This window comes from Mesorhizobium sp. P3_A10 (assembly GCF_056403175.1).
Genome location: NZ_JBFUFZ010000001.1, coordinates 813,837 through 838,957 on the forward strand (window position 1 = coordinate 813,837; position 25,121 = coordinate 838,957).

At 63.4% G+C, this 25,121-nt stretch carries 23 protein-coding genes; 11 read left to right on the top strand and 12 right to left on the bottom strand.

Features of this window, described 5'->3' with window-relative positions; translation table 11 throughout:
- Positions 1-196: 196 nt before the first annotated feature.
- From rpoD to AC1DXU_RS03875, 3 genes are all read right to left on the bottom strand, one after another.
- The gene (gene rpoD / locus AC1DXU_RS03865; protein ID WP_477364572.1) at positions 197-2,221 is read right to left on the bottom strand and encodes an RNA polymerase sigma factor RpoD; all 2,025 of its coding nucleotides are present in this window, start codon (positions 2,219-2,221) and stop codon (positions 197-199) included.
- 378 nt (positions 2,222-2,599) lie between these two features.
- Complete coding sequence (dnaG, locus tag AC1DXU_RS03870; RefSeq protein ID WP_477364575.1) at positions 2,600-4,540, bottom strand: DNA primase; 1,941 nt, start codon at positions 4,538-4,540, stop codon at positions 2,600-2,602.
- A 119-nt stretch (positions 4,541-4,659) separates the two neighbouring features.
- On the bottom strand, positions 4,660-4,971 hold the full coding sequence (locus AC1DXU_RS03875; protein ID WP_477364578.1) for a hypothetical protein: 312 nt from the start codon (positions 4,969-4,971) through the stop codon (positions 4,660-4,662).
- Between the two features lie 338 nt (positions 4,972-5,309).
- Here AC1DXU_RS03875 and AC1DXU_RS03880 point away from each other — a divergent pair, with 338 nt between their 5' ends.
- The 3 genes from AC1DXU_RS03880 (at position 5,310) to AC1DXU_RS03890 (ending at position 8,592) form a co-directional block, all read left to right on the top strand.
- Positions 5,310-6,974 (top strand): Na/Pi cotransporter family protein, encoded by a 1,665-nt coding sequence (locus AC1DXU_RS03880; RefSeq protein ID WP_477364581.1) that lies wholly within the window; start codon positions 5,310-5,312, stop codon positions 6,972-6,974.
- 98 nt (positions 6,975-7,072) lie between these two features.
- On the top strand, positions 7,073-7,282 hold the full coding sequence (locus AC1DXU_RS03885; RefSeq protein ID WP_477272597.1) for a DUF2061 domain-containing protein: 210 nt from the start codon (positions 7,073-7,075) through the stop codon (positions 7,280-7,282).
- Positions 7,283-7,410: 128 nt separating this feature from the next.
- The gene (locus AC1DXU_RS03890) at positions 7,411-8,592 is read left to right on the top strand and encodes an MFS transporter (RefSeq protein ID WP_477366013.1); all 1,182 of its coding nucleotides are present in this window, start codon (positions 7,411-7,413) and stop codon (positions 8,590-8,592) included.
- Positions 8,593-8,640: 48 nt separating this feature from the next.
- Here the strand turns inward: AC1DXU_RS03890 and AC1DXU_RS03895 are convergent, their stop codons facing one another.
- Positions 8,641-9,090, bottom strand: coding sequence for a GatB/YqeY domain-containing protein (locus AC1DXU_RS03895; RefSeq protein WP_477364584.1), 450 nt, complete (start codon positions 9,088-9,090; stop codon positions 8,641-8,643).
- Positions 9,091-9,343: 253 nt separating this feature from the next.
- Between AC1DXU_RS03895 and carA the strand changes: the two genes are divergently transcribed.
- The gene (gene carA / locus AC1DXU_RS03900) at positions 9,344-10,543 is read left to right on the top strand and encodes a glutamine-hydrolyzing carbamoyl-phosphate synthase small subunit (RefSeq protein ID WP_477364587.1); all 1,200 of its coding nucleotides are present in this window, start codon (positions 9,344-9,346) and stop codon (positions 10,541-10,543) included.
- Between the two features lie 3 nt (positions 10,544-10,546).
- Here carA and AC1DXU_RS03905 read toward each other — a convergent pair whose 3' ends face one another.
- From AC1DXU_RS03905 to ypfJ, 3 genes are all read right to left on the bottom strand, one after another.
- Positions 10,547-11,467 (bottom strand): aldo/keto reductase, encoded by a 921-nt coding sequence (locus tag AC1DXU_RS03905; protein WP_477364590.1) that lies wholly within the window; start codon positions 11,465-11,467, stop codon positions 10,547-10,549.
- Complete coding sequence (locus tag AC1DXU_RS03910) at positions 11,464-12,729, bottom strand: TCR/Tet family MFS transporter (RefSeq protein WP_477364592.1); 1,266 nt, start codon at positions 12,727-12,729, stop codon at positions 11,464-11,466. Before AC1DXU_RS03910 ends, AC1DXU_RS03905 begins: the two co-directional genes overlap by 4 nt.
- Positions 12,730-12,942: 213 nt before the next feature.
- Positions 12,943-13,872 (bottom strand): KPN_02809 family neutral zinc metallopeptidase, encoded by a 930-nt coding sequence (ypfJ, locus tag AC1DXU_RS03915; protein WP_477364595.1) that lies wholly within the window; start codon positions 13,870-13,872, stop codon positions 12,943-12,945.
- 201 nt (positions 13,873-14,073) lie between these two features.
- On the opposite strand from ypfJ, the gene AC1DXU_RS03920 reads away from it, so the two are divergent.
- On the top strand, positions 14,074-16,125 hold the full coding sequence (locus AC1DXU_RS03920; protein ID WP_477364598.1) for a hypothetical protein: 2,052 nt from the start codon (positions 14,074-14,076) through the stop codon (positions 16,123-16,125).
- Between the two features lie 37 nt (positions 16,126-16,162).
- Here the strand turns inward: AC1DXU_RS03920 and AC1DXU_RS03925 are convergent, their stop codons facing one another.
- Together AC1DXU_RS03925 and mntR are read right to left on the bottom strand one after the other, a co-directional pair.
- The gene (locus tag AC1DXU_RS03925) at positions 16,163-16,351 is read right to left on the bottom strand and encodes a hypothetical protein (RefSeq protein ID WP_477364601.1); all 189 of its coding nucleotides are present in this window, start codon (positions 16,349-16,351) and stop codon (positions 16,163-16,165) included.
- Positions 16,352-16,445: 94 nt separating this feature from the next.
- Entirely contained in the window at positions 16,446-16,898 is a 453-nt protein-coding gene (gene mntR / locus AC1DXU_RS03930) for a manganese-binding transcriptional regulator MntR (protein ID WP_477366016.1), read from the bottom strand.
- Positions 16,899-17,140: 242 nt separating this feature from the next.
- On the opposite strand from mntR, the gene AC1DXU_RS03935 reads away from it, so the two are divergent.
- The 3 genes from AC1DXU_RS03935 (at position 17,141) to AC1DXU_RS03945 (ending at position 20,249) form a co-directional block, all read left to right on the top strand.
- On the top strand, positions 17,141-18,508 hold the full coding sequence (locus tag AC1DXU_RS03935) for an Nramp family divalent metal transporter (protein ID WP_477364604.1): 1,368 nt from the start codon (positions 17,141-17,143) through the stop codon (positions 18,506-18,508).
- 85 nt (positions 18,509-18,593) lie between these two features.
- A complete protein-coding gene (locus AC1DXU_RS03940) occupies positions 18,594-19,481 on the top strand; it encodes a protein-L-isoaspartate O-methyltransferase family protein (RefSeq protein WP_477364607.1) in 888 nt (295 codons plus the stop codon).
- Between the two features lie 117 nt (positions 19,482-19,598).
- Complete coding sequence (locus tag AC1DXU_RS03945) at positions 19,599-20,249, top strand: dihydrofolate reductase family protein (RefSeq protein WP_477312695.1); 651 nt, start codon at positions 19,599-19,601, stop codon at positions 20,247-20,249.
- 66 nt (positions 20,250-20,315) lie between these two features.
- Here AC1DXU_RS03945 and AC1DXU_RS03950 read toward each other — a convergent pair whose 3' ends face one another.
- Positions 20,316-21,185: a LysR substrate-binding domain-containing protein gene (locus AC1DXU_RS03950; protein ID WP_477364610.1), complete on the bottom strand. Its 870-nt coding sequence runs from the start codon at positions 21,183-21,185 to the stop codon at positions 20,316-20,318.
- 94 nt (positions 21,186-21,279) lie between these two features.
- Between AC1DXU_RS03950 and AC1DXU_RS03955 the strand changes: the two genes are divergently transcribed.
- Complete coding sequence (locus AC1DXU_RS03955; protein WP_477364613.1) at positions 21,280-21,879, top strand: LysE family translocator; 600 nt, start codon at positions 21,280-21,282, stop codon at positions 21,877-21,879.
- A gap of 9 nt (positions 21,880-21,888) precedes the next feature.
- Here the strand turns inward: AC1DXU_RS03955 and AC1DXU_RS03960 are convergent, their stop codons facing one another.
- Positions 21,889-22,683 carry an SDR family NAD(P)-dependent oxidoreductase gene (locus AC1DXU_RS03960; protein WP_477364616.1) on the bottom strand — a complete coding sequence of 265 codons (795 nt, stop codon included), beginning with the start codon at positions 22,681-22,683 and terminating at the stop codon, positions 21,889-21,891.
- Positions 22,684-22,867: 184 nt separating this feature from the next.
- Between AC1DXU_RS03960 and AC1DXU_RS03965 the strand changes: the two genes are divergently transcribed.
- A complete protein-coding gene (locus AC1DXU_RS03965) occupies positions 22,868-23,332 on the top strand; it encodes a MarR family winged helix-turn-helix transcriptional regulator (RefSeq protein ID WP_477312703.1) in 465 nt (154 codons plus the stop codon).
- Positions 23,333-23,367: 35 nt separating this feature from the next.
- Here AC1DXU_RS03965 and AC1DXU_RS03970 read toward each other — a convergent pair whose 3' ends face one another.
- Entirely contained in the window at positions 23,368-24,546 is a 1,179-nt protein-coding gene (locus AC1DXU_RS03970) for an MFS transporter (protein ID WP_477364619.1), read from the bottom strand.
- A 192-nt stretch (positions 24,547-24,738) separates the two neighbouring features.
- Between AC1DXU_RS03970 and AC1DXU_RS03975 the strand changes: the two genes are divergently transcribed.
- Positions 24,739-25,095, top strand: coding sequence for an ArsR/SmtB family transcription factor (locus tag AC1DXU_RS03975; protein WP_477312707.1), 357 nt, complete (start codon positions 24,739-24,741; stop codon positions 25,093-25,095).
- Positions 25,096-25,121 lie beyond the last annotated feature (26 nt).

Below are 25,121 nucleotides of genomic sequence, written 5' to 3' on the forward strand. Positions count from 1 at the left end.
CCGGGGCCACGGAGCACGGCGTCACCGCCGGGGCGGGCATCCGGGTTGTCGCCCAGAAAATGCATCCGACTTGGAGACTATCTGCCCGAAAGATGAGCGCGGCAAGGGTCTCGCCTCTGGCAACGCGATCCCTTTGGCACCAACGAAAAAGGGCGCCATCGGCGCCCTTTTGAATTGCTCGTACCCGTGGCGGGTATCAGCTGTCCAGGAAGCTGCGCAACTTTCTGCTGCGGCTCGGGTGCTTGAGCTTGCGCAGCGCCTTGGCTTCGATCTGGCGGATACGCTCGCGTGTCACCGAGAACTGCTGGCCGACTTCTTCCAGCGTGTGGTCGGTGTTCATGCCGATGCCGAAGCGCATGCGCAGAACGCGCTCCTCGCGCGGCGTCAGCGAGGCCAGCACGCGCGTCGTCGTCTCGCGCAGATTGGCCTGGATCGCCGCATCGATCGGCAGGATCGCCATCTTGTCCTCGATGAAATCGCCGAGATGCGAATCCTCCTCGTCGCCGACCGGCGTTTCGAGCGAGATCGGCTCCTTGGCGATCTTCAACACCTTGCGCACCTTTTCCAGCGGCATGGCGAGCTTTTCGGCCAATTCCTCCGGCGTCGGCTCGCGGCCTATCTCGTGCAGCATCTGGCGCGAGGTGCGCACGATCTTGTTGATCGTCTCGATCATGTGCACCGGAATGCGGATGGTGCGCGCCTGGTCGGCGATCGAACGGGTGATCGCCTGCCGGATCCACCATGTCGCGTAGGTCGAGAACTTGTAACCGCGGCGGTATTCGAATTTGTCGACCGCCTTCATCAGGCCGATATTGCCTTCCTGGATCAGGTCGAGGAACTGCAGGCCGCGATTGGTATATTTCTTGGCGATGGAGATGACGAGGCGCAGATTGGCCTCGACCATTTCCTTCTTGGCGATCGCGGCTTCACGCTCGCCCTTCTGCACCTGGTTGACGATCTTGCGGAATTCCAGGATCGAGATCGCCGTTTCAGTGGCGAGGTTCTGGATCTCGGCGCGCAGGTCGCGGATCGCGTCCTTCTCGTTCTTGGTGAATTCCTTCCAGCCGCGCGAGGTCAAATTACCAATCGAGCGCGTCCAGTTCGGGTCAAGTTCCGAGCCCTGATATTCCTTCAGGAACTCCTCGCGGCGCACGCCATAGCTTTCGGCGAGCCTGAGCAGCTTGCCCTCGTTCTGCACCAGCCGCTTGTTGATGTCGTACAGCTGCTCGACCAGCGCCTCGATGCGCGCCGTGTTGAGAGACAGCGACTTCACCGCCTTGATCAGTTGGTCCTTCAGCTCCTTCAGCCGGCGATCCTGGCTGGGCGACAAAGTGCCGGCGGCAGCCAGCCGGTTTTCGACCTGCTGATCCTGCAGCTTCCTGAGCTTCTTGTATGTGTCGGCGATGACGTCGAGCGTCTCCATCACCTGCGGGCGCAGTTCCGCTTCCATCGCCGCCAGCGACAGGCTGGCCTCGTCTTCGTCTTCCTCGTCGTCATCGACCAGTCCGCGCGTGTCGGCGCCGACATTGGTGACGTCTTCTTCCTCGTCGCGCGAACGGCGCAACTTTTCCTCGGGCTTCGGGGTTTCCTCGATGCGCTCGACCACCGGCGCCTGCTTGGCTTCGGGTCCGGCATAGGTCGCCTCGAGATCGATGATCTCGCGCAGCAGAATCTTGGATTCGTTGAGCTCGTCACGCCAGATGATGATGGCCTGGAAGGTCAGCGGGCTTTCGCACAGGCCCGCAATCATCGTCTCGCGACCGGCCTCGATGCGCTTGGCAATGGCGATTTCGCCTTCGCGCGACAGAAGCTCAACGGAGCCCATCTCGCGCAGATACATGCGCACCGGATCGTCGGTACGGTCGGTCGGCTCTTTCTTGGTGGTCGTCGCGGCAACGGCGGTGCCGGTCTGCTCGGCCAGCTCGTTGGCGTCTTCCTCGGCGTCGGCGGCCGTGTCGGCGGCTTCGGGCTCCTCGCCCTGCTCGTCGTCCTCGACCACGTTGATGCCCATGTCGGACAGCATCGCCATCGTGTCCTCGATCTGCTCGGAGGTCACTTCCTCCGAGGGCAGCACCGAATTCAGCTCGTCCATGGTGACATAGCCGCGCTTCTTGGCGGCCTTGATCATCTTCTTGACAGCATCATCGGAAAGGTCGAGCAGAGGCCCATCGGTGGCGCCTTCGCGTTCGGTTTCGACCTCTTCCTTTTCCTTTGTCGCCATAGTCTTTGTTTTCTCCTAGCGGCTGAACATCAAAGCCGCGTATGCTGCCGGACCGGTCAAATCGGATGCGCTCGTTGTCAAACGCGCTTCACCGGGGCCAGTAACTGCATCTCTCGTTAAGTCCAGATTAACCCTGATATCTGGGGCAGGCAGCTTGCCTGTCCAGTGACCAGTACCTCACATCGTTGCATTGCCCATCGACGCCGGGTGCGGGTTAACGTTTCGAATCGTCCTGATTCCGCCATTCTGTCAGAAGGTCAAGCGCCTCTCGCATGATTCGCATGAAAAAAGCGAATCAATTACCCGACTTAGAGCGCCGCGCGCCCAATTCGACGCGTAAGCACGTTCTTGCTCTTTCACTTCGACGCAGGCTTTGACCTACACGCGCCCGGCACGCCCTGAAGACACGCCAAACCCTTCGATCAACGCTTCCGTCGCTTGCACATCATTGAATTGCGCCTGAATCTCGACCAGATGCCGGAAATTTTCGTCCGAGGGATCCGCATCGAGCGCCGCTTGCGCCTGTTTTAGCTCTCTATGTAAGGTGCGCGCGCTGCGCTGCAAGTGCAGCGCCTGGTTGAAGGCGTCGCGGGCATCGTCGAGCGCCGCGGTTTCCAGCGCCGGCCATTGCCTGGCACGCTTGATCAGTGCCACCGAGCGCGCCCAGATGTCGCTGCAGCCGGCGCGCTCAATTGTCGCGATCACCGCGTGCCGGTCATTAGCCATGTCATGCGCCATGGCGTCGAGGATAGCGGCGTGCAGCCGCTTCAGATCGGTGTTGGCGAGGTCGAGGAACTCGACATGGGCGAAGTTCTCGTCGATCAGCGCCGGATGATTGATCAGCGCCACGATGATCGTCGCCTCGCGCACTGACATCATCTCGCCGCCGCGCTTGACCATGGCGGAGCGGCTGAGGCTTTCGGTGATCGCGGCCCGCGCGCCGACGCCGCTGCCTTTCGCGAACTGTCCGCCAGGTGGGGGCGTCTTGCCCTGCCCCGGTTTCCAATCCTGACGATCTTGCCGAACATTGCGCTGGGCGCTGAAGAAGTTCTGCTCCCGCTCACGCATCCACTGCTGGTAGTGGTAGCGCTGGCTCTCATCGCGGATGCGGCTGGTCAGTTCGCGCAGCGTCTTTGTTAGCCCCGCCCGCCGCTCCGGCGTGTCGAAGACACCGCCCGCCGTCTCGCGCATCCACAACAAATCGGCGAGCGGCCGCGCTTCCGCCAGCACGACACGAAACGCGTCCGGTCCTTCCGCCTTGACCAGATCGTCTGGATCCTTGCCCTCCGGCAGCAGCGCAAAGCGCACCGAACGGCCGGCCTGGACCGCCGGCAGCGCCATGTCGGCGGCGCGCCATGCCGCCTTCAGCCCAGCCTGGTCGCCGTCGAAGCACAGCATCGGTTCCGGCGCCATGCGCCACAACAGCTCGAGCTGGTTTTCGGTGAGCGCGGTGCCGAGCGGCGCCACTGCGTTTTCGAAGCCGGCCTGCGCCAGCGCGATGACGTCCATATAGCCTTCGACCGCGATGACCGTGCCGCCCTTGGCCAGCGCCTTGCGGGCGCGGGCGAAATTGTAGAGCACATTGCCCTTGTGGAAGAGCTCGGTGTCGGGCGAGTTCATGTATTTGGCCAGCGCATCGGGCGCCAGCGCCCGGCCGCCAAAGGCGATGATCTTGCCTCTCGAATCCGGGATCGGAAACATGATGCGATCGCGGAACCAGTCGTAGGACACCGGAATGTCGTCGCCATGGCGCACCAGCCCGCAGGCCTCGATATCGGCCTTGGGCACGCCCTTGGCGGCAAGATGCTCCTTCAACGCATTGCGGCTGTCCGGCGCGAAGCCGAGGCGGAATGACTGCTGTGTGGCCGGCGTCAGCCCGCGGTCCCTGAGATAGGCGCGGGCCTTTGCACCCTCCGGCCCTTGCAGCCGTTCCTGGAAGAAGGCGGTCGCCATTTCCATGACATCGGTCAGGCTGGCGCGTTCCTTTTCGCGCCGCTCCTCCTGGGCATCGCGAACCGGCATCGGCACGCCAGCCATGTCGGCGATCTTCTCGACCGCTTCGGGAAAACTTAGTCCCTCGAGTTCGGTCAGGAACTTGAAATGGTCGCCCGAAACCGAGCAGCCGAAACAATGGTAGCGGCCCTTCTTGTCCTCGCAGTGGAAGGACGGGCTCTTCTCGCCATGGAACGGACAGCAGGCCCAATAGTCGCCGCGCGACGCGTTGGTCTTCTTCCGGTCCCACGCGACGCGTTGGCCGATCACCGAGGAAATCGGCACGCGGTCGCGTATCTCATCAAGGAAGGCGGGCGGAAAGCGCATCGGAAACTCTTTTCCTGCCCATATAATCACGCTTGCCGGGGCCGACGACCCCTAATGCAGACCATACCCGGTTTCCACAGGGCAAAAATGGAAGGCGGCCATCGCTGACCACCTTCCTTTCATGGTCCGCCCGGATCAGTGCGCGGCGATGGCGCCGAAGATGATGCCGGAGAGGATGCTGACCAGCACATAGTCGTTGCCGACGTGGATCCATTCTTGGCTGCGGCCGGGGCGATGCAGCCATAGCGGCCGTAGTCACGGATCGGCTGGTGGCGCTTCCAGCTGGAATATTTCTGGCCTTGCTTCCAGTGGTTGTTCTTCACCACGATGCGCTTCTTCACGATGGCGCGCTTCCTGACGTCGACGTGCTTGCGGGGCTTCTGCCAGTCAACCTGCGTGTAGTTTGACTGCGGCACGACCGGCGCACTCATCGATGCAGCCTGACCCTGCGCGCATCGCAATTATGTAATGAATTCCTTCGTTTATCCAAGAGAATTTAACATCACCGCAAAGACAGGCCCGCAGAGCGGCGCGCTCAGCCGATCTGCCACACCACCGCCACCTGGCAATGCGGCCACTCCACATCCGTTCATTTTCCGACACCGCCTGTCGCGCCGCAACAGTCCCTGAAATCGACAAGATTTTATTATCCGGCTAAAATATTCGGACTATTATCGGTCGCTGTCATGAACATGATTCGTACTCCTGTTTTTCACCCCGCTCGCCACGCTGTCCGCGTGGCGGCCCCTGCCGGCATGCACACCCCGAGATGAGCGGCTCCGTCGTCCTCCTGCATCTGGCCGGCGCCGTGGCGCTGATGTTGTTTGCCACCCGCATGGTCAAGACCGGTGTCGAGCGCGCCTATGGCGACGTGCTGCGCCACAAGCTGCGCGCCACCATGCGCAACCCGATCATGGCGGTGCTGGCCGGTTGCGGCCTGTCGATCGCACTGCAGAGCTCCACCGCCGTTACCCTGCTGGTCGGTTCCTTCGCCGGCGCCGGCATCGTCTCAGGGATATCGGGCCAGCTTGCCGTGCGCGGCGCCGAGATCGGCTCGGCCCTGGTGGTCAAGCTTTTGACCTTCGACCTGTCGCTGCTGGTGCCGATCTGCCTTGCCGCCGGCACCGTCATGTTCATGGCCACCGAGCGGCGCGACTGGCGCCAGTTCGGCCGCATCCTGGTCGGCATCGGCCTGTTGCTTTTGTCGCTGGAAATGATCGGCCAAGCGTCGGAGCCGCTGCGCCAGAGCACGCTGATGCCGATGATCGTCAACTATTTCTCCGGCGACCCGATCACCGCCTATCTGCTGGCGGCGCTGATCACCTGGCTGTTTCATTCCTCGATCGCCGCCGTTTTGCTGATGGTGACGCTGGCCGGCCGCGGCTTCATTCCGCCCGAGCTCGGCATCGTGCTGGTGCTCGGCGTCAATCTCGGCTCATCGATCATCGCCCCGCTGCTGACCCGCAATGCCGAGCCCGGCGTACGCGTCGTGCCGATCGGCAACCTCTTGATGCGCGGCGTGGGCTCGCTGGTCATGCTGATCCTGTTCATGACCTTCAAGCCGCCGGTCGCCTTTCTCGGCGCCACCGTGCCCGACCAGATCGTCAACGCCCACATCCTGTTCAATGTCCTGATCCTGCTCGCCGGCCTGCCGCTGGCCGGTCTCGTCTACCGCGCCTCGGAAAAGATCGTGGCGCTCGGCACCCCGTCGGTACCGGCCAACGCGCTCGATGTCGTCGAGTTGTCCGCGCTCAACGACAGTGCGCTGGACATGCCGAGCCAGGCGCTGGCCAACGCCGCCCGCGAGGTGGTGCGGGTCTGCGAGACGGTCGAGATCATGCTGAAGCGCATCATTGAGCTCTATGAGAGCGCCGACGCCGACAAGATAAAGGCGCTGGCTGCCCTCGACGACCGCGTCGACCGCAAGCACGCGGCGATCAAGCTCTACCTGGCCAAGCTTACCAGGAACCCGCTGAGCGAGGACGAGGCGCTGCGCTGCCAGGAACTGATCGGCGCCTGCGTCAAGCTCGAACAGGTCGGCGACATCATCGTGCGCAACATGCTGGTGCATGTGAAGAAGAAGCTCGAGCGCGGACTGGAATTCACGCCCGAGGGCTGGCGCGAGCTTTGCGCCTTCCACGCCTCGGTGCTTGCCAATGCGCGGCTCGCCTTCAATGTTCTGGTGTCGCGCGATCCCGAGACCGCCCGCCAGCTGGTGCTGGAAAAGGACCGGCTGCGCGACCGCGAGAAGGAAACCAGCGCCAGCCATTTCGTGCGCCTGCGCGACGGCACCGCCAAGAGCGTCGAGACCAGCTCGATCCATCTCGACACCATCCGCGACCTCAAGCAGATCAACTCGCTGCTGGCGTCGATGGCCTATCCCGTACTCGAGGAACGCGGCCTGCTCACCGGGTCGAGGTTGAAGGCGAGCTGAGCGGTCTCCCAAGTTCAGCAGCCGGGCCTAATAATACCTTTGCGCCACCTCCTGTCCGTCGGCTAAGGATCGATCAAAGTCCACCGGGAGGAAAATCGATGGATACGCATTCGCGCAGTTTCGCCAAGGCGCTCTCCTGGCGCGTCACCGGCACCATCGACACGATCATCATCTCGCTCGTCGTGACCGGCAGCATCAAACTCGCCGCTACCATCGGCCTGACCGAAGTCGTCACCAAATCGCTGCTCTACTATTTTCATGAACGGGCGTGGCTGAAGATTCCTTACGGTCGGAAAACGGCCGCGTAACCTTGCTGGCAGCACATCGCCAAGGCGAGCTGATCAAGAAAACCTAAAGCGTCGGCGACAATTTCTGCATTGCCGGCAAGCTCCATCCATGATTTGAGGCGACCTTGTCTGAGGATCGCTTCCGCGCCATGCTGCCGCTTTTCGCCCTGTTCTTTGCCGCCTTCGCCTTCGGCACCACCGAGTTCGTCATTGCTGGCGTGCTGCCGCAGGTGGCGGATGGCCTTGGCGTTTCGATCCCCACATCAGGCTATCTCGTCTCCGGCTACGCCTGCGGCATCGCGATTGGCGGCCCGCTGCTGACGCTCGCCACCAAAGGCCTTTCGCGAAAGGCCCTGTTGCTTGGCCTTTCGATAGCTTTCACCATCGGCCAGGCCGCCTGCGCGCTGGCGCCCGACTTTGCGTCGATGTTGGCGTTGCGGATCGCCGTGGCCGTGGCGCATGGCGCCTATTTCGGCGTCGCCATGGTGGTCGCGGTCGGCCTCGTCCCCGAGGACAAGCGCGGCATGGCAGTGGCGGTCATCCTGTCCGGCCTCACCGTCTCCAACGTCATCGGCGTTCCCGCCGGAACCGCGATCGGCACGCTGTGGGGCTGGCGCGCCACCTTCTGGGTGATGTGCGCACTGGGCGTGGTCGCGACCTTGGCCATGCTGGCGCTTTTGCCGCGTACGGCAGGCGCGACGAACCGGCAGGCAGGCTTTGCCCGCGAGGTGCGCGTGCTGGCCCGCCAGCAGGTCTGGACCTCGCTGATCCTGATGCTGATGTTGATGATCGGCCAGTTTACTCTCTTCACCTACATCACGCCGACGCTGCTAGAAGTTACCGGCCTCGACGAGAGCCTGGTGCCCTGGGTGCTTCTGCTCAATGGTGTCGGCGCCACGATCGGCGTCTTCGTCGGCGGCAAGCTCTCCGACTGGAAGCTGATGCCGTCGCTCATCACCTTGCTCTGCCTGCAAGCGGTCACGCTCGCGGTAATCTATGCCGTCAGCCCCTATCCGCTGCCGATGGTCGTTGCGATCGTCATCTGGGGCGGCCTCAACTTCTCCATCGGCACGCCGATCCAGACCCGCATCCTGGCGTGGACGGCGGACGCCTCCAACCTCGCCTCCTCGCTCATTCCGTCGGGCTTCAATGTCGGCATTGCGCTCGCCGCATCGCTGGGTGCCGCCATGCTCAATGCCGGCTACGGCTATCGCAGCCTGCCGGTCGTCGGCGCGCTGGCGATGCTGGTCGCGGTGGCGGTCGCTGCCGTTTCCTACATTTCGGAGGGACGCAGCAACGCAACGCTGCCTGTCCCCGCCGCTGCCGAATAGACACAGCGCCAAGCCGGCGCTAACGCACACCCGAAAGGTGGCAGCAGACTACTGCAGCAACCCTTTGACGATGCCGCTTGCCTTGCCGAAATCCATCTGGCCGGCATATTTCTGCTTCAGCGCGGCGATCACTTTGCCCATGTCCTTCTGACTGGCTGCACCGGTGGCAGCGATCGCCTCGCGCGCGGCCGCAGTCACCGCGGCGTCGTCGAGCTGCGTCGGCAGAAAATCCCGGATGATGGTCATCTCGTCGCGCTCCTGCACGGCAAGCTCCGGCCGCTTCCCATCGTCGAAAGCCTTGGCCGACTCCTCGCGTTGCTTCACCATCTTGGCCAGGATCTGCAGGATCTCTTCGTCGCTGGCCGGCTCCTTGGCCGAACCGCGATTGAGGATGTCGCGGTCATGGATGGCGGCCTGGATCAGCCGCAGCGTCGGCAGCCGGCGCTTGTCCTGCGCCTTCATCGCACTCTTCAGGGATTCGGCGATTTTTGCGCGCATGATGCTTTCTCCTTCGAACGGCGCGGACAATAACCGCGGCGAACCCGTAAAGCAAACGCGCCAAGTTACTGATATTGTTTGACGAAACAAATGCCCACCGTTTTGGCACGGCATGATTGACCGTTCTGGCGCCTTCCCCTATGTACTCGGCCTTGCATAAGACAATGGATTGACGTGAGCGGGCTCGATAAATCGCCGCCACGCCGAATGCTGCGCGCGGCAATCCGCAAAGCAGCTTGATAGGAGCGCCGCGATGGCAACGACCCCTTGGGCCACCGAGAAGCCGACCGCTCTGCTGGTGCTGGCCGACGGCACCGTCATCGAGGGTCGGGGCCTCGGCGCCACCGGCTCCGCCGTCGCCGAAGTCTGCTTCAACACCGCGCTCACCGGCTACCAGGAAATCCTCACCGACCCGTCCTATGCCGGCCAGATCGTCACCTTCACCTTCCCGCATATCGGTAACATCGGCACCAATGACGAGGACATTGAGGATCTCAATCCAGTGGCACGCTCAGGCGCCGTCGGCGCCGTGTTCAAGGCCGATGTCACCAACCCATCCAACTACCGCGCCGGCACCGGTCTCGACCAATGGCTGAAGAAGCGCGGCATCGTCGCCCTGTCGGGTATCGACACCCGCGCGCTGACCGCGCTGATCCGCGAAAAGGGCATGCCCAATGCCGTCATCGCGCACGCGCCCGACGGCGTCTTCGACATTGATGATCTGAAGCAGCGCGCTGCCGCATGGTCCGGCCTGATCGGGCTTGATCTCGCCAAGGAGGTCACCTCCGGCCAGTCCTCGGTCTGGCGCGAGACGCAATGGGTGTGGAACGAAGGCTTTGGCGAACAGGCCGATCCGTCCATGCATGTCGTCGCCATCGACTATGGCGTCAAGCGCAACATCTTGCGGCTGCTTGCCGGTCTCGGCGCCAAGGTCACCGTGGTGCCGGCCAGCACCGGCGCCGAAGAGATCCTGGCCATGCAGCCGGACGGCATCTTTCTCTCCAACGGCCCCGGCGACCCGGAAGCCACCGGCGACTATGCCGTGCCGGTCATCCAGGATCTTTTGAAGACCGATATCCCGGTGTTCGGCATCTGCCTCGGCCACCAGATGCTGGCGCTGGCGCTGGGCGGCAAGACCGCAAAGATGCATCAGGGCCATCACGGCGCCAACCATCCGGTCAAGGACCACACGACAGGCAAGGTCGAGATTGTCTCGATGAACCACGGCTTTGCCGTCGATGCCGACTCGCTGCCCGAGGGCGTCGAGGAAACCCATGTCTCGCTGTTCGACGGCTCGAACTGCGGCATCGCGCTGACCGGAAGGCCGGTGTTCTCGGTCCAGCATCATCCCGAAGCCTCGCCGGGCCCCCAAGACTCGCACTATCTGTTCCGCCGCTTCGTCAATCTCATTCGCGAGAAGCGCGGCGAAGAATTGCTGGCCGAGCGCGCCTGATGCTTACGGCACCGGACGGCCTTCGCTGGCCTCCAGGATGGCAAACCATTGTTGGCGGTCGAGGCTGATATCCAGCGCTTTGACCATGCCGGCCAATCGCTCCGGTTTCATCGTGCCCAGCACCGGCAGCAGCCGGGCGGGATGGCGCAGCAGCCAGGCAATGGCGATCGCAGCGAGATCGGCAACTCCGGTTTCCGCCGCCACGGCGGCAAGTGCTGCACGCACCCGCGCCTCGCGTTCCCCTTTGCCGGTAAACAGCGAGCCGCCGCCAAGCGGCGACCAGATCATCGGCGCATAGGCAAGCCGCTGCGCATGGTCGAGGCTGCCGTCCGTCAGCGCTGTCGTTTTCAGCACCGACATCTCGATCTGGTTGGTGACCAGTGCAAAAGGCAGCCGTGAGGCCAGCAGGTCGAACTGCGACGGCGTGAAGTTGGAAACACCGAGCGCACGCACCTTGCCCGATGTGACCAGCCCGGCCAGTGCCCCTGCCGTCTCATCGGCATCCATCAACGGGTCCGGCCGGTGCAGCAGCAGAAGGTCGAGGTAGTCGGTGCCGAGATTGGTCAGCGAGCGCTCCACCGACGCAACGATGTGAGCAGCGCTGGTGTCGTAGTGCTTCAATTTGTTGCCCGGCCGGTTGGCCGACTTCAGCATGATGTCGCATTTGGAGATCAGCTCGATGCTGTCGCGCTTGCCCGTCCAGCGCGCCAGCCCGGTGCCAAAGGCCGCTTCCACCTCATAGTTCCCGTAGATGTCGGCATGGTCGAAGCTGGTCAGGCCGAGATCGACCGCCGTGCCGATCAGCCGGGCGACGGCTTCCGCATCCGGCCGAGCATCACCGTCGAGCAGGCGCCAGGCGCCGAAGACGAGGCGCGACAGCGACAGCCCATCCTTGGTCAGGACGATGCGGCGCGCATGGCTCATATCTTGGCCCCATCTTCCGCGACGTCGCTCGTGACCTTTCCAAGTGCCGCGGGCCTCGCCACTTTGGTGACAAAGACGATGAGCGCCAGCGTCATGAACAACCCGCCAACCAGATAGGGCGCGCCGCCGAAGGTCACCGGCGCGTTCGGCCCGGTAAACCAGGAAAAGATCGCCGTATAGAGCAGCGGCGTGATGATCGAGGTGATCGAGAAGATCGAGGTCATCGCGCCCTGGAGTTCGCCTTGCGCCGAAGGCGGCACCTTGGCGGCGGCCAGACTCCTCAGCGGTGGGTCGGCCAGCGCTTCGAGACAGCCGACGACGATCACTGCATAGATCATCCAGCCTTGTGACGCGAAGGCATAGCCGAAGGCGCTGAGTGCCGTGAACGCAAGACCGATTGCCGCCGTCTTCCACTCACCAAGCCTGGGGATCACCCGCGGCAGCACAGTCGCCATGACGATCGCTCCGCACAGGCCGAAGGCACCGAGCGAAAAGCCGATCTGCTGTTGGCTCCAGCCATAACGGTACGTGGAAACGAACGACCACACCGCCGGGTACATCATGTGCCCGAGCGTCATCAGGAAGAAGACAAGCCCGACCCAGCCAATGCCTTTGTATTGGCGCATCTGGAGGAGTGTCCCCACAGGGTTGGCGCGTTTCCACTCGAAGCGGCGGCGGTGCTTGTCATCCAGCGTTTCCGGCAGGAAGAACATCGCGATCAGGAAGTTCACGAAAGCAAGCCCGGCGGCGAAATAGAACGGCACGCGCGGCCCGAACGTCCCGAGCAGTCCGCCCAGCACCGGACCGATGACGAAGCCGACGCCAAAGGCGATGCCGAGCAGGCCGAAATTCTTGGCCCGGTTCTCGTCGTTGGAGATATCGGCGATGAAGGCCGACGTCGTCGAATAGCTGGCGCCCGAAATGCCGGCCAGCACACGGCCGATGAACAGCATCGGATAGGACCAGGCGAGCGCGCAGATCAGATTGTCGATGGAGAAGGTCAGCACCGAGGCGAGCAGGATCGGCCGCCGGCCGAAGCGGTCGCTCAACCCGCCCATGATGGGCGCGAAAAAGAATTGCATCGCCGCATAGACGAAGAACAGCCAGCCCCCTTCGATCGCCGCGCCGCTGATACTGACGCCGGACAATTCCCTGAGATAGGCCGGCAGCACCGGCATGATCATGCCAAAGCCGATGATGTCGAGCAGCAGCGTGGTGAAAACAAGCGCAAGGCCCCGCCTGGCTGTTTTGGGGTCGATCATGATGGGTCAAACTCCTCTTACCACCCTGGGGCGCAGGCGGACGCACCTTATAGGCGAGCCCGCCGCCAGGAACAATAAGGGAACGGGTCAGATATTCTCATCCTGACATCACTTGCCATGATGGATGCTGTCCGCGCCGCATCGTTAGATGCGTCGGTTTTCCAGAAAAATTCCAGCGTCTCAGATGAGCCAGCCTCAGATTGGCCCAGAGCCTCAGATCGGATTGTTGAACGTATCGCAATCCGAAAGCTTGCCGCTCTTGTAGCCCCGCGCCAGCCATGTCTGCCGCTGCTGCGACGTTCCATGGTTGAAGCTTTCCGGCACGACATAGCCCTGCATCTTCTTCTGCAGTGTGTCGTCGCCGATCTTCTGGGCCGCGTTCAGTGCCTCCTCGATGTCGCCCTGTTCCAGAATGCCTTTTTGCGCGGTGAAGTGCGCCCAGATGCCGGCAAAGCAATCGGCCTGGAGTTCGACCTGCACCGACATGTGGTTGGCGTCGGCCTCGCTCATGCCTTGCCGCATCTGGTTGAACTTGGGCAGGATGCCGGTCAGATTCTGCACGTGATGGCCGACCTCATGCGCGATCACATAGGCCTGGGCGAAGTCGCCCGAGGCGCCGAACTGCTGGTCGAGCTGTTGGAAGAAGCTGGTGTCGAGATAGACCTTGTGGTCACCGGGACAGTAGAACGGTCCAGCCGCGGTCGAGGCGGCACCGCAGGCCGAGCGAATCTGGCCGCTGAACAGGACCAGTTTCGGATCCTCATATTTCAGGCCGTTGGCCTGGAAAATACCTTTCCAGGTGTCCTCGGTTTCGGCCAGCACCGTCGAAACGAACTGCTTCATCTCGTCGGAGGCCGGCGCACCGGTGCCACCGTCCTGCGCGCCGCTGTTGTCGGTAATCTGACCGTCGCCACCCGGCAGCAAACCACCGCTGTCGCCGCCCAGAATCTGTGAAGGATCGAAGCCGAAGTACCATCCGGCAAGGACAACCAGGACGATAATAAAGAGGCTCGAACCACCGCCGGCGCGTCCCCCGATCGGGATGCGGAACTGGCCGGGGCCGCCGCCGCCGATCCCGCCGCCACCGCTGTCACTGCGCTCGTCCTCGACATTGTCACTTTGACGGCGGCCCTTCCAGAGCATGGCAACTCCCCGTGATGCACGTTTCGATTGACCTGCCGATGTCATGGCCTGGTCCGACCCAACAAACAATTATCCCAATGGTTGCACCAAGTCACAGTATTTTTCGCGGCAGAAGTGCTGCTGGCATTGCTGCTTCGCCGCTCTGGCCGAGACCGCGTGAGACCTGTAGCATCCGCGTCGACAAAAGGATTTGAGGGGCGTTTGCGCACGATCGGCCGATTCTTGTTGCTGGTGGCGCTGCTTTGCCTTGGCCCCTGGCCGGCCCGCGCGGTCACGCTCGATTCCAGCGTCGCCGTCACCGACCCCGCCACCTTGCAGGCGCTCGAACGCGGCGGGCTGTCGATCAGCCGCCTGCTTGGACCGGCACTTGGCCTGACGCGCGATGTCGACAACCATGGGCTGTTTTCGGTGCGCGCGCTGACCCCGGTGCGCAACGCCGTCAAGCAGCAGATCATGGACGAGCCCGGCAACAGCCCCGACCCTTATGTCGCCTCACTGGCCAAATCGAAGGATACAAGCCAGAAATTCAACCCCAGATACATCGACGACGACGGCTCGACGCTCGACCTCACCGGTGTCGTCAACCGCATGGATCGCGGCTATCTCGGCCACACCCAATGCGGCGAGATCAGGCTGATCTACCGCTTTCACTATTCGGTCGAGGAGACACCTGGCCAGCGCATCTCGTCGCGCCTGCCGCTGACCATGAGCCTGGTCTTCAACGCCAGGCCCACCGAGGCGCAGGCCCGTGCCTCGAAAGACCGCCCCAGCGCCACTGGCGCCTCCTGTGCGGATGTCGCCAAACGCTGGCTTGCCGCCGGGCAAAAGGACCTCGAGCCCGAACAACTCGCGGCTTGGCTGCGCTCGGACGAGGGTCCGCTTTCGAACACCATGCTGAATTCCTCGCAGATCATGCGGCTCGAGCTCAACATGCAGGTTTTGCGGCTGTCGGCCTCGACCCGCCGCGATTTCGGCGGCCACGCGGAATACCTGCTGAAGATCTTCAAATGGGATCCGGCCACCTCCACCTTCCAGGAATCGAAGATGGAGAACGAGATCGACCGCAAAGTGGTGCTGGCCGACAGGCAGGCCTTCGCAAAATGGCTGCTCACCGACCGCAATATCTACGACCTCGACCGCGGCCGGCTGGTCATCGACGAAAAGTTCCTGGCGACCAGCGCCGTCTCGGTGGCGCCGGGTGGCATGAGCCGGTCGCAGAACAATCTCGCCTATGGGCTGCTCGACGACGACGCCATCGACAGGGCGCTGAAGGACTATGTCGCCAGGGGCAACGAGCTGAAAACTGTGAAGTCGGTGGCCGGCTTCAATCTGCGGCTCAACGAGATGAGTTGCACCGGTTGCCACCAGACACACGGCATTGCCGGTTTCCACTACACCGGCGCCGATCCGGCCAGCGAACCGCGCCGCAACGCGGTCTTGGTGCCGGGTTCGGCCGTGTTCTTCGCCGACCTGCCGCGCCGCCGCGCCATCGTCGAGGAATTTGCCGCCGGCGGCCACCCGGATTTTTCTCGCGGCTTCGTCGCCCGGCCGGACGCCAAATACGCCGAAGCGCTGAAGGGCACCGACCTCTACAATGGCTGGGGCTCGATCTGCTATCGCGGTGAGGATGCGAGCTTCAAGGATTGGGCCTGCGGTAAGGGCCTGAGCTGCGCCGGCGTGCATGAAAGCGCCATCCATCCCGGCTTCGGCACCTGCGTCAGCGAAGCGGGAACCGCAGTCGGCGACCCCGTCGAGTTCGGCGAGATCAAGATGTCGAAATGGGGCGACGATAAATATTGCCGCTTGTCACCGGCGACCGCAAAAGCCTGCGCCATCGACCCCGCCAGAGACAAGAAACCGCGCATCAAGCTGGCCGGGTACGGCGCGGCGCGCCAGCGCTACGACAATCCCGAGCAGAAGACCGGCGGTTTTCCCGGCGGCATGCTGCGCAAGGCGAGTTGCGAAAAACTGCCCGACGAGGCGACTTGCGGACGGCTTGCCAAGACCGGCTTCAACGACTGCATCGCCTCAGGTAAGGATCATAAATTCTGCACCAAGGAATTCACCAAGACAGCTGGTCTACGCGCCTGCGACAAGGCGCATCCCTGTCGCGAGGACTATATCTGCACCGCCGGCTACGACGATCTGGCGGAGGCGAAACCCGGCAAAGGCACCTGCATCCCGCCCTATTTCATCTTCCAGTTCCGCGTCGACGGCCATCCCAGAAGCTGGGTGCAGGACACCGAGGATTAGACGCGCTGAGCAGACGCGCCGCCCCCGCGACGAAATCTCAACTCTTCTGCTTGGCGCCGGCGCTCTGGCCGTCCGAGCTTTTCGAACGCTCCTCGAAGCGGGCCGCGCCCTTCTTCAGGGGATGACCGGATTCGGCTTCGGTCTTGCGCTCGTCCTTCGCCGCAGCTTGCTTCAATCCCTTGGCCGCCTGCTTGCCCTTCGCGGTCGGTGCCTGTTCAACGCCCATAATGTCCTCCTCGGCCTCGCGCCAACCGCGCGGCATGCCCCTCAACGCATACGTGATGCGGCGGTTCCGGCAGCTTTGTGGGATAGGAGGACTACTAGCGCGTTGCGGTCATCGCCTTGCGAAAGGCTTCGAGCGTCTCGGCACTGACATGGTGCTCGATGCCCTCGGCATCGATGCGCGCCGTTTCGGCGCTGACGCCGAGCGAGCGCAGGAAAGCTTCAACGGTCTGGTGGCGGATGCGGCTCTCCTCGGCGACCTTGCGACCGGCATCGGTCAGGAACACGCCGCGATAGGGTTTCCTGGACACCAGCCCGTCGGTGCACAGCCGCGTCAGCATCTTGGCGACCGTCGGCTGGGCGACACCGAGCCTTGCCGCGATATCGACCTGCCGCGCCTCGTTGCCGTCCTCGATCAGGTCGGCGATGAGCTCGACATAGTCCTCGACCAGCGCGCTGCGGCGCGCTTCGCGTGTATGCCGGAATCCCTCCGAATGGACGTCGGCATCCGGCAGCGGTTCGCGCGGGACGGGTCTGTTTTTCAGCGCCAATATGCGCTCCTTGTGGCCGTCGGCGGATGTCCCGACATTGAACATTCATAGCACGGGCTTGAAATGTTCTGGCCGTTTATTTGCATTCCTCGGCGGGCGCAACAGGGTTCCCCCGATTACCCCCTGCTCTCTGACAAGGCGCTCTTAAAAAGCACATACAATGAAATATAGCATATTGCATAATGTTCAGCCGTGGCATAGATTGGCGGCAACATCCACCGATCCCAGCGGAAATCCCTTTCATGTCGGAAGCCCAAGCCACCTCTGAATCCCGATCCATGTGGCGATTTGCCCGGCCGGAAGAGGACGACCAGCCCAGCCTGCGCGAAGTCAATTCCTCGATCGCCGTGCCGAGCTCGGGCGTCTGGTTTCGCCGGCTGTTCGCCTTCATGGGTCCAGGCTACATGGTCTCGGTCGGCTACATGGACCCCGGCAACTGGGCGACCGACCTCGCCGGTGGCGCCCAGTTCGGCTACACCTTGCTGTTCATCATCCTACTGTCGAACCTGATGGCCATCCTGCTGCAGGCGCTCTCCGCACGGCTCGGTATCGCCACTGGCCGCGATCTCGCCCAGGCCTGCCGCGCCTATTACCCGCGGCCGGTCAATTTCGTGCTGTGGATCGCCTGCGAACTGGCCATCATCGCCTGCGACCTGGCCGAGGTCATCGGCACGGCGATTGCGCTGCAGCTTTTGTTCGGCATTCCGCTGATCGGCGGCGCGCTCATCACCGCGCTCGACGCTTTCCTGCTGCTTCTGCTGATGAACAAGGGGTTTCGCTCCCTCGAAGCCTTCATCATCGCGCTTTTGATCATCATCTTCGGCTGCTTCGCCGTCCAGATCTTTGCTGCCTCTCCGCCGGTTGGCTCGGTCCTGCACGCCATGTTCGTGCCGTCAACCGAGATCGTCACCAACCCGGCCATGCTGTACATCGCCATCGGCATCATCGGCGCCACCGTCATGCCGCACAATCTCTACCTGCACTCCTCGATTGTGCAGACGCGTGCCTATGAGCGCACCGAGAAAGGCAAGCGCGACGCCATCAAATGGGCAACCACCGACTCGACCATCGCCCTGATGCTGGCGCTGTTCATCAACGCTTCCATCCTGATCGTGTCGGCGGTGGCCTTCCACGGCACCGGTCACCAGGACGTGGCCGAGATCGGCCAGGCCTTTGAACTGCTGTCGCCGCTGCTTGGCCTCGGCATCGCCTCCACCCTGTTTGCCGTAGCGCTGCTTGCCTCGGGCCTGAACTCGACGGTGACGGCGACACTCGCCGGCCAGATCGTCATGGAAGGTTTCCTGCGCCTGCGCATCCCGCAATGGGCACGCCGCCTGGTGACGCGCGGCATCGCCATCGTTCCGGTGGTGATCGTCACCGCGCTCTATGGCGAAAAAGGAACCGGCCAGCTGCTCGTCTTCAGCCAGGTGATCCTGTCGATGCAGCTGCCCTTCGCGGTGGTCCCGCTGGTGCAGTTCGTCTCCGACAAGAAGAAGATGGGCAATCTCGCGATACCACGCAGCGTCGCCGCGCTCGCTTGGGTGGTCGCCGCCATCATCCTGGTGCTCAACTTCAAGCTGCTCTACGACACCGTCTTCGGCGTCGGCTGAACAACGAACAGTCCAATTGCTCCCTCACCGGCTTGTCCGACAAACCGGTGAGACAAATCGGCTGTCTGCGCTATCTTGACAGACGATGACCGTCCTTGCGGAAGCTCGAAAATTCTACGCGCGGCTGATGGCTGCCAATTCCGGCTCGGCCGATCCGCGTCTCGAAGAGGCTTTCGCCACGGTGCCGCGCGAAGCCTTTCTCGGTCCAGGACCATGGACGGTCATCGTTGGCAGGATGGTCACAGCCGGCAATGGCAAGGTCGTGACCCCAAGCGCCGATCCGGTTCACATCTATCAGGACGTGCTGGTGGCGCTCGATGCCGACAAGGGCATCAACAATGGCGAGCCCTCCCTGCACGCCATGTGGATCGGCAAGGTCGCGCCCAAACCGGGCGAGGCCGTTACCCATGTCGGCGCCGGCACCGGCTACTACACCGCCTTGCTGGCGCGGCTGGTTTCGCCTGGCGGCGCTGTTACCGGATTCGAATTGGAGGCCGATCTCGCCGACCGCGCGACAAAGAATCTCGAAACCTATGGCAATGTGACGGTCGTCCACGGCGACGCGGTCACCACGACGCTGCCACCATCCGATATCATCTATGTCAATGCCGGCGTAGCCGCGCCACCAGCTGGATGGTTGAAGGCGCTGAGGCCGGGGGGCCGCTTGATCTTCCCGTGGCGTCCGGCCGAGCGTGTCGCCCTGGCGGTGCTGGTGACTCGCACCTCACAAGGCTTTGCCTGCGACCCGTTCATGCGCTCGTGGTTCATCCCTTGCGTTGGCGCCTCGACGGCAAGTCCGGCTGCAAAAATCCCCGACAGCGAACAGGCCGCGCGCAGCCGCTCGATCTGGCTGACATCGGACAGGTCCCCGGACGGGACCGCGACCGCCATCATCGGCAATGTCTGGTTTTCGTCACAGAGCCTTGGGAACCGACCGCGGACTTCACGGACCAAGCGCAAGACCGCCTTGTGATCTCCGAGGGTCCCGAATGCCGGAATTTCTCAGGCTGCTGTCGGGCAGACGCCTGATCATCCGTCCTTGGATCGAAGTCCGGCCCCGCCGGCGGGATGATAAAAAAGGAGCACCCCAATGAGGAAGATCACCGCAGCAACATTCGTCAGCCTCGACGGCGTCATGCAGGCGCCCGGCGGGCCGGAGGAAGATCCGGTCAGCGGCTTCGAATATGGCGGCTGGACGTTCCACTACTTTGACGAGGTGGCGGGCGTGGCCATGGAGGAACTTTTCTCCAAACCCTTCGCCCTGCTGCTCGGCCGCAGAACCTACGACATCTTCGCGGCATACTGGCCTTACCAGAAAGATCCGATCGGAGATGCCTTCAACCCTGCGACCAAATATGTGGCGACGCACCGGCCGGACAGCCTGACCTGGGAGAACACGCAATGGCTTGGCGACGATATCGTCGCGACGTTGCGCAACCTCAAAAAGGAGGATGGACCTGACCTTCTCATCCAGGGCTCGGGCGAGCTGATCCAGACTTTGCTCGCCAACGGGCTGATCGACGAGATCCGGCTGATGACCTTCCCGCTGCTACTGGGCAAGGGCAAGCGGCTGTTCGGCGATAGTGCGATGCCTGCCGCCTTCAAGCTCGTGAAGTCGCAGGCCACGACCACCGGCGTCATTGTGGCGACCTACGAACTATCAGGTGAGATCAAGGTCGGGTCGTTTGTCACGCAAGAGCCGTCCCACGCCGAGCTCGAACGGCGCAAGAACTGGAAGTAGCGGGACGGTCTTGGCACCTTTCCTCTCCCTCCGGAGGGGGGAGAGGAAACCGAGTTCTGCTTGGCCTCAAGCAGCCACCGCCCGCCGCGCCAGCCCATCGCGGATGTGGCGTGCAAACTCCTGCGCCGCCGGCCCGACACCATGCTGCGGCAGGTGCAGGTTAATCGAAAAATTCGGCAAGGCCGGCAGCTCGGAATCGGCAGGCAGAATGTTGAGATCGGCCGGCACGGTCGACGCCAGCCAGGCGGTGACGGCGAGGTCCGAACGCACTGTGGCCGTCGTCGCGTCGATGTTGCCGTTTTCGAACACGGTGCGCCATTCCAGCCCGTGCTCGTTGAGAGCCGCAAGCACCGCTGGCCGAAACGCGCAGGTGTCGGCGACCATCGACACCGGCAGTGGCCGCTTGCGGCGCGCGACACCGCCCTTGGCGCCGACCCAGACCAGCCGGTCGATGGCTAGGCATTCGCCGGCCGACGGGCCGACCCGCTCCTCGATGACGGCGAGGTCTATCGTGCCGGTCGCCAATGCCGCGGCGAGTTCCGGCGACGAGGCGCAGACCAGCGAAATCTCGACCTGCGGATATGTCTCGGCATAGCTCTTCAAAATTGGCGCAAGCAAGGTGCCGACAAGGTCGTAGGGCACGCCGAGCCGCACCTCACCCGCGAACGCATTGCCCGCCATCTCGGCCCAGATCTCGTCATTGAGGCTGAGCAGGCGTTTGCCCTTGCCGAACAGCCGCTCGCCGGAGTGCGTCAGCCTCAGCCCGCGCCGGTCGCGCTCAAACAGACTGCATCCCAGAGCCTCCTCCAGCCGCTTGATCTGCTGGCTGACGGCGCCCTGTGTCAGATGCAAAGCGTTGGCGGCCGCCGTCATACTGGCCTTGTCGGCGACGGTGACGAAGGTGCGGATCAGGGCCGTGTCGAGATTGCGGATCATGCGACATCATAATCTCTAATGCTAACCATCGCAAACATTGCATTTACTGATGCGACATGGCGCCTAGCATGCGGCTTCCCAGGAGAGAAACCGCATGTTTGAGGCCATCCTTCCTCTCGTCCTGTTCGCACTGGTCGCCACCTCCACGCCTGGCATGGCGACGACCTTGTCGACGGCGTCCGGCGCACAGTTCGGCTTTCGCCGCTCCATGCCGCTGATGGCCGGCAGCGCGGCTGGTCTTGCCACCGTGGCCGCTGCCGGTGCGGCCGGGCTTGCCGGCCTGCTGGCGGCAGTCCCGTCCTTGCAGCTGGCGATGAAGATCGCCGGCTCGCTCTATCTCGTCTGGCTCGCCCTCAAGATCGGCCGCAGCGGACCACCCAATCTGGAGGTGACGATGGCCAGGCCGAACAGCTTTTTGGGTGGCGCTGGCCTGCAATGGATGAATCCAAAAGGCTGGGCGATGGGACTGGGCGCCGCGGCATCGTTCGCGGCACTGGCCAACGGACCACTGCAACTTGCCCTTTTGCTTGGCGCGGTGTTTGGCCTTGCCGCTGCATTGTCACTGTCGCTGTGGTGCGTGGCCGGCACGCTGCTCGCCCGGTTGCTCAGAACCGAGCGGCAGTGGCGTGTGCTCAACATCGCGCTTGGCCTGCTGCTCGCCGCCTCGATCATTCCGATGTGGCGAGCAGCATGAGACCAGCCCTCAAGCCGCGTAGCGCGCCGCCGGCTTGTTGGCGTGCAGGCTGCCGTAGAAGGCTTGCCGGGCGCCGAGGAAAATGTCCAGCTTGGCCGCATCGGTAAGCGCCGGCGCGGTGACGGCTTCGCCTCTGGCCAGACCGACAAGAGCGGCATCGACCAGATCGTCGGCGGTCATGATGATCTCCTTCGGCAGGTTGTCGATGTCGCTGCCGGCAAGCTCCCAGAATTCGGTCCGGGTCGCCCCCGGCAGAACGACTTGCACCTTTACTTCGGTATCAGCGACTTCGCGCTGCAGGGCTTCGGTGAAGTTGACGACATAGGCCTTTGTGCCGCTGTAGATGCCACCGAACGACGTATCGAAGGCGAGCACCGAGGCGATGTTGACGATACCGCCGCGGTTGCGCGCGATCAGACCCGGCAGCACGGCGCGGGTCAGCCGCGTCAAGGCGACCACATTGACCTTGATCATGCGTTCGGCCACATCGGCGTCGGCCGTCGCCACCACTTGCGCGCCGCCGAGGCCGGCATTGTTGACCAGCAGCGTCACACTGTCGTCGGCTGATATCGCCTGTTCGACCCGGCGGACGTCGTTGTCGTCGGCAAGATCGGCACTGATGACACTGACCTTGCGGTTGTAGGCATAGCGCAGCTTCTCGGCCAGTTCCTCCAGCCGGTCGGCGCGCCGCGCCACAAGCACCAGATCATAACCCTGGCCGGCGAGCCGGTCGGCATAGACCGCGCCAATGCCCGATGAGGCGCCGGTGACGACCGCCGTACCCTTGTTGTTTTCTGCACTCATTGTCCTGTTCCTTCTGTTGCTGCCCGGCGGAACAGGCCGATGTTCCTCGCCCGCCGCCTGATTTCTAATTAGTGGCATATGCCACTTTCTGGGAAGTAGGTATATGCCACTATCTTGTCAACGGAGGCGACAGAAACTATTTTTGCGGTAGGCCGGCGAAGCTTTTTGCCGGCGAGGAGTCGTAATGACAAAGACCGCGATGCCGGGATTTAGCCCTTGCAACAACGCCACGCTGCGGCGCGCGGCGCGCAAGCTCGGTCGCTTCTATGACGATGTGATCTCGCCTTCGGGCCTGAAGGGCACGCAATACGGTCTGCTCTACCAGATCTATGTCAGCAGCGAGCCCGCGATGGGCACGATCGCAGAAGCGATGGTGATGGATTTGTCGGCGCTCGGCCACACGCTGAAGCCGCTGGTCCGAGACGGCTATGTCGAAACCTTCGCCGACGAGGACGATCGCCGTGTCAAGCGGGTGCGGTTGACGCCACAAGGCCTCGCCAAGCTAGACGAGGCCACGAAACTATGGAGCATTGCCCAGCGGCGCTTCGAGGCCATGGTCGGCCAGCAACGGGCGGCAGATCTGCGCGCCTTGCTCGACGAAGTCGCCGCGCTGGACTACGAAGTGCCGCCGGCCGCCCTTTCAACCTGAAAGAGCGGCGCCGGCAATCAGCTCTGGAAATGGTGCTATTCGGCCGGCATGGCCACCGGCCGCGCCGCCCAGCGGCCGGCCAGCACGACACCCAGTCCCACGATCGGGAACGCCGCCGCGATCAGGCCAAGGTCGGCAGGCACGCCGTAGCGCAGCACGCCGCCACCGACCACGGCGCCCAGCGCCACGCCGAGATAAAGTGCCGAGCCGTTGAGCGACAGCACGATGGGTGCGGCGTCGGGCGCCAGCTTGATGATGCGGCTGGCCTGTGCCGGCGGGAAGGCCCAGCCGACGATGCCCCACGGCACCATCATCGCCATCAGCGCCGGTCCGGCGATATGCGGCGGCAGGAAGGTCGGGATGACCGACAGCATGACCAGCATGGCTGCGCTCAACCCCAGCGACCAGCCGACGGTGCGCGTCGCGCCGAAACGGTCGGCAGCCTGGCCGCCGGCGATGTTGCCGATGACGGCGCCGACGCCGAAGGCGAGCAGCATGCCGGGCAGCGCGATCGGGCTCAGCCCACCGCCTTGAATGGCCAGCGGCGCGACATAGGCAAACACGGTGAAGGCGCCGGTCAGCGCCAGCAGCGTCGTCAACAGGATCGGCATCACGCCGGGACGCAGCGCCGCGGCAAGCCTGCGCCTAAGCGGCAGCTTGGTGCCGATGATGCCGCGCGGCAGCCGGTACCACAGGATGGCGCCGGCGAGCGCGCCGAGCCCGGCAATGGCATAGAACGTGCCGCGCCAGCCGGCGAAGGCCGCGACCAGCGCGCCAAGCGGTGCGCCGACCGCAACCGCAACCGTGGTGCCGCCGACGACGACGGCGATGGCGCGTGCGCGGTGATGGCTATCGACCAGCGCCACGGCCGTGCCTTGCGCGGTGGCCGCGAACAGGCCGGAAGACAGCGCCATGACGATGCGGGCGATCAGCAGCAATTCGAAGGAGGAGCTCAACGCGGCCGCCAGATTGCCGAGAACGAAAAACACCAGCGTCCACAGGATGACGCGGCGCCGGTCCCATTCGCCGGTCAGCGTCGCCAGGATCGGCGTGCCGACCGCATAGGCGAGTGCGAAGGCGGTGATCAGCGTGCCGGCGAGCGGAATGGAGATGCCGGCATCCCTGGCGATATCGGGCAGCAGGCTGGAAATGACGAAGCCTTCGGTCGAGATCGTGAACGACCCGAGCGCAAGCCAGAAAAGGCGCTTGTCCATGGCGATGTCCTTAGTTCAAAAGTTATTGAACAATTGGACATAAGGTGCCATCATGTCAATGTCCGGGAGCATAAATAGTCCAACCCTGCTGACAGCCCTGTGTCAGGACGGATCGCGAAACGAGAAACCGTGCGCCCCGGCCAAAGGAGGAGATGCGTTGAAATCGGCCCCGATTGTGCTTAATTCTGCGGCATGACCTTGCCCCACCCCAACATCGAACAGATCAGCCTGCCGATCGTGCTTGCCGTGCTTGGCGACCCGACGCGGCTCGCCATCGTGCGCTATCTCGCCAGCAAGGAAGGCGTGCCGCTGAACTGCAGCCAGTTCCTCGATCTCGGCTCGAAAACCAATCTCAGCTATCACCTGGCCAAACTGCGCGAAGCCGGCGTCACCCGCGCCGAAGTGGTCGGCACCAGCCGGCTGATCACGCTGCGCCGCGACGACCTCGACGCCCGCTTCCCCGGCCTGCTCGACAGCGTCATTGCCGCCGCCGGCGAGGATACGGCCCTGCCCGCGGTTGGCGGCCACGAGATTGAAATCACCGCCTGAGGGTGTTCCTCACCACCGGAGCCTCC